This is a genomic window from Phyllobacterium sp. P5_D12, from assembly GCF_054049495.1.
This window is the reverse complement of record NZ_JBFUMG010000427.1, coordinates 1-3888: the sequence shown is the minus strand read 5'-3', so window position 1 is coordinate 3888 and position 3888 is coordinate 1. Positions and strand designations below refer to the sequence as shown.

The following is a 3888-nucleotide window of genomic DNA, read 5'->3' as shown; positions in this document are numbered from 1 at the left end:
AGGCGGCATCGAAAAATGCCATGACTTGAACGTTCCGCACGACCAGATATCCTGCATACGTTGAGAATCATAATAATTTCGTGCCAATAGGTGTGGCGTCCCGCAACGCGTCAACAGAAAGCAAAGCCGTGGAATTCCTGCACACCGGCATTACATTCCTGGAACCGTACATCCAGCAATATGGGCTCTATGCGATCTTCGTCATCATATATCTGGAATCCTTCGGCGCGCCACTTCCTGGCGAAAGTGCGCTTGTCGCATCGTCGCTTCTCGCGGTGCGTGGCGATCTCTCCGTAACGGACCTGTTTTTCACCGTCTGGGTTGCCGCCGTGCTTGGCGACGGCACCGGCTATGCTATCGGCCACTTTGGCGGACGGCCCCTGCTGAAGCGATATGGCTGGCTCGTCAAACTCACCCCCGAACGTCTGGAAAAGCTGGAAGACCTTTTCCGGCACCGCGGACCGGTCATCGTTGTCGGCGCACGCTTTGTCGTTGTGCTGCGGCAATTGAATGGATTGGTTGCCGGCTCGGTCGGGATGCCGTGGCACAGTTTCTTCCTTGCCAACCTCCTTGGGGCCGCTTTATGGGCGGCCGTCTGGAGCTTTGGTCCCTACTATTTCGGCGGATTATTCCACGAGTACTGGCGCTAGATCACTTCTGCGGCACATATTTGCGCCAGTCGTGCTCCTCGCGGAAACCAAGCACCTCGCGCGTCTTGCGATTGGAAAGAGGCGCTTCAAATTCACCGAGCTCGCGCCGGATCGGTACGCCGGGACAATATTTCTCGAGGAATTCCCGCGTCGGAAGCTCCGCGGTGATCGTGTCATTGACGGCATTGAATACCTGGAAGCCAAGGCCATCCTTGCGGATTGCAAGATCGACGATCTGTCCGAGGTCACGTGCATCGATGTAGCTCCAGGCATTGCGCTTGCGCGACATCGGGTCGGCGAGGAATGCGGGAAACCGGTCGTACTCGTGCGGTTCGATGACATTGCCGATGCGCAAAGCGTAGATATCGGCGCCATAACGCATGGCAAAGGCGCGCGCTGTCTTCTCATTCAGCACCTTGGACAGGCCGTAGCTGTCCATCGGGTCGGTATCGTAGTAGTCTTCCTCAAGCGGGAAATGATGGAAATCCTTATCGCCTTCGGCAAAGCACACGCCATAGGTGGTCTCGCTCGACGCAACGATGATCTTCTTTATCCCGAGCTTGACCGCGGCCTCGATGACATTATAGGTCCCGATCGTATTGATGCGGAACGTCTCGTTGTCCGGCTTGATCAACACGCGCGGCACCGCTGCAAAATGCACGACTGCATCGATCGGGGCGGGACCTTTGCCGGTCTCGTAGCCCTCGAAACCAAAGTGGCTGGAGAGTACGTCGAACATCTGGCCGCTGTCGGCGATATCGGCATTGATGGTGTTGACGCCGGGGTAGTCGAGCGGGGCGAGATCGACGTTCAGGACCTCGTAACCCTTGTCGACGAGATAAGGAACCACGTGACGGCCGGCTTTACCGGTACCGCCTGTGAATACGATCCGCTTCTTCATTTTTGCATTCTCCTTAGGAACTCATTCACTCTGGCGGAATTTGCGCATCCGGTCGAACAGCACCGCGAACAGGATGGCGCCGCCAATGAAACAGCCTTGCCAGAAGGCATTGATGCCAAGCAAACCAAGACTGTTACGGATCACCTCGATCAACGCCGCCCCAACGATTGCGCCGAGGGCCGTACCGACGCCGCCCGCGAGAGCCGCGCCGCCGATGACGGCTGCCGCAATGACCTGCAGCTCGAGGCCGGTACCGATATTGGTAGTGATCGCACCGAGCCAGCCGGTCTGGATGATACCGGCAATACCAGCCGAAAGCGACGAGATCATATAGACCGCCACCTTGATCTGGCGAACCGGCACGCCGGTAAGGGTCGCCGCGTGCTCATTGCCGCCAATGGCATAGATGTACCGTCCGAATCTCGTCCAACGCAAGATAAAGCCAGTAAGCAAGGCCAGCACGACCATGTAAACCACGGGGTTGGCGATACCGAAGAACCATGCACCGCCACCAAGCGCCAGGAGTTTGTCGTGGTCCGGCCCGAACTGGAAAACTACCGTATTGCCGGAAGCGACCATGGCCAGACTGCGTGCAATCGACAGCGTCGCGAGCGTCACAACGAATGGCGGCATTCCTATGTAAGCAATAAGCAGACCATGACACGCGCCGATGACCAGGGCTGTGGCGATGGACGCTGCTATACCGATTTCGATACTGTAACCGGCATGCATGACGACGCCGAGTATCATGCTGCAAAGGCAAAGCACCGAACCAACCGACAGATCAATGCCGCCTGTGATGATCACGAGGGTCATGCCGAGCGCGATGATCGCGACGAAGGTGACGTTGCGGGTGATGTTGTAGAGGTTTTTGGACGTCGCGAAGGAATCCGTTGCGAACGACAAGAAGATGCACGCAAGGATGACGGCGACCAAAACCCAGAAAGTCTGGCTGCTCAGTTTTTCCGCAAGCCAGCTCTGCTGCTTGTGCGCAATGGTCTGGTCAAGTGTAATTGCCATAGTCGACTTCTACCTATCTCTTAGCTTTGCCGACACGCCGGCTACGCAACCTGTTCGATGGCACCGGTGATGAGGCCGGTGACTTCTTCAGGCGAACTCGCCGCAATCCGCTTGTCTGCAACCTTGCGCCCCCGGCGCATCACAATGACCCGGTCGGCAACATCGAAAACATCCGGCATGCGGTGGCTAATGAGCACGACGGCAATGCCCTGATCGCGCAGGTGGCGAATCAAGTTCAGCACCTCGGCAACCTGACGCACGGAAATCGCCGCCGTCGGTTCGTCCATGAGCACGATCTTGGCCTCGGAGAGCCTGGTCCTCGCAATCGCCACCGCCTGCCGCTGCCCGCCGGACATCTGCTTGACGAGGTCTCGAGGGCGGGTCTCGGATTTCAGCTCGGCGAAAATCTGGCCGGCACGCTTATACATCGACGCGTAGTCGAGAATGCGGAAAGGCCCGACGCCGCGGCGAATCTCGCGACCAAGGAACACATTTGCCGCTGCGGTGAGGTTATCGCAGAGGGCCAGATCCTGATGAACGATCTCGATGCCGTGACGGCGCGCCTCAACCGGCTTGTTGAGGACAAGCTCGGCGCCATCCATGCGCATGGTGCCGTGGCTGGGACTGAAATTGCCTGCGATCATTTTGACGAGCGTCGATTTACCCGCGCCATTATCGCCCATGAGGCCAACGACTTCGCCCGCCTCGATGGAAAATGAAACATCATTGACAGCCTGGATGGCGCCGAAATGTTTTGAAATGTTGGTGAGTTCTAGAACTGCCACCAGCCGTATGCCTCCCGTGCATGTTTGCTCGCGCTACTCGTATTCTCATTGAGACACGAGGCTTTTTTGCGATCCCGCCCTTCCCTCCCAGGAAGAGCCGTGAAGGGCATTTACGCAAACGCCGCGGGGGGCGTCAATCGGCTTTCCGCCGAATCCGGTCACCATAACGATGAAAAGTCGTTTTATATGACAAATACCCATTGACGGGTGAACTTTGCCAATATTAGCTGGCGATCGGAGGAATGTATTTGTCCGTGGCGCAGCGGATAAAGTTCGGAGGGGACCCAAAATCTGCAGGTTTCAACACCGGCCCTTGCGCACCTATCAACGGTAGAAGACTGAATGGCGGGCATTTCATGTCCGTTTGTTTCCAAGGGAGGAATAAATGAGAAAGTCACTATTGTTAGTCGCCGCGGCCGCTCTTGCACTTGGTGCGGGACCTGCTCTGGCAAAAAAACAGGTCGTCATCGTCGTTAAAGGTCTCGACAATCCGTTTTTCGAGGCAATCAATCAAGGTTGCCAGAAGTGGAAC

At 56.9% G+C, this 3888-nt stretch carries 4 protein-coding genes and 1 pseudogene; 2 read left to right on the top strand and 3 right to left on the bottom strand.

The window, feature by feature from the left end:
• The first annotated feature begins 149 nt into the window (after positions 1–149).
• Positions 150–650 (top strand): DedA family protein, encoded by a 501-nt coding sequence (locus tag ACXJ5O_RS21010; RefSeq protein ID WP_457301585.1) that lies wholly within the window; start codon positions 150–152, stop codon positions 648–650.
• A 1-nt stretch (position 651) separates the two neighbouring features.
• On the opposite strand, the gene ACXJ5O_RS21005 is transcribed toward ACXJ5O_RS21010, so the two are convergent.
• Genes ACXJ5O_RS21005 through ACXJ5O_RS20995 form a run of 3 tightly spaced genes read right to left on the bottom strand, consistent with a single transcriptional unit; the run spans position 652 to position 3356 of the window.
• Entirely contained in the window at positions 652–1551 is a 900-nt protein-coding gene (locus ACXJ5O_RS21005) for an NAD-dependent epimerase/dehydratase family protein (protein WP_457301584.1), read from the bottom strand.
• 21 nt (positions 1552–1572) lie between these two features.
• On the bottom strand, positions 1573–2571 hold the full coding sequence (locus ACXJ5O_RS21000) for an ABC transporter permease (RefSeq protein ID WP_457301583.1): 999 nt from the start codon (positions 2569–2571) through the stop codon (positions 1573–1575).
• Positions 2572–2612: 41 nt separating this feature from the next.
• Positions 2613–3356: an ATP-binding cassette domain-containing protein gene (locus ACXJ5O_RS20995; protein ID WP_114430538.1), complete on the bottom strand. Its 744-nt coding sequence runs from the start codon at positions 3354–3356 to the stop codon at positions 2613–2615.
• A 385-nt stretch (positions 3357–3741) separates the two neighbouring features.
• Between ACXJ5O_RS20995 and ACXJ5O_RS20990 the strand changes: the two are divergent.
• Positions 3742–3888 (top strand): annotated as a pseudogene (locus tag ACXJ5O_RS20990) (sugar ABC transporter substrate-binding protein); the annotation flags it as partial.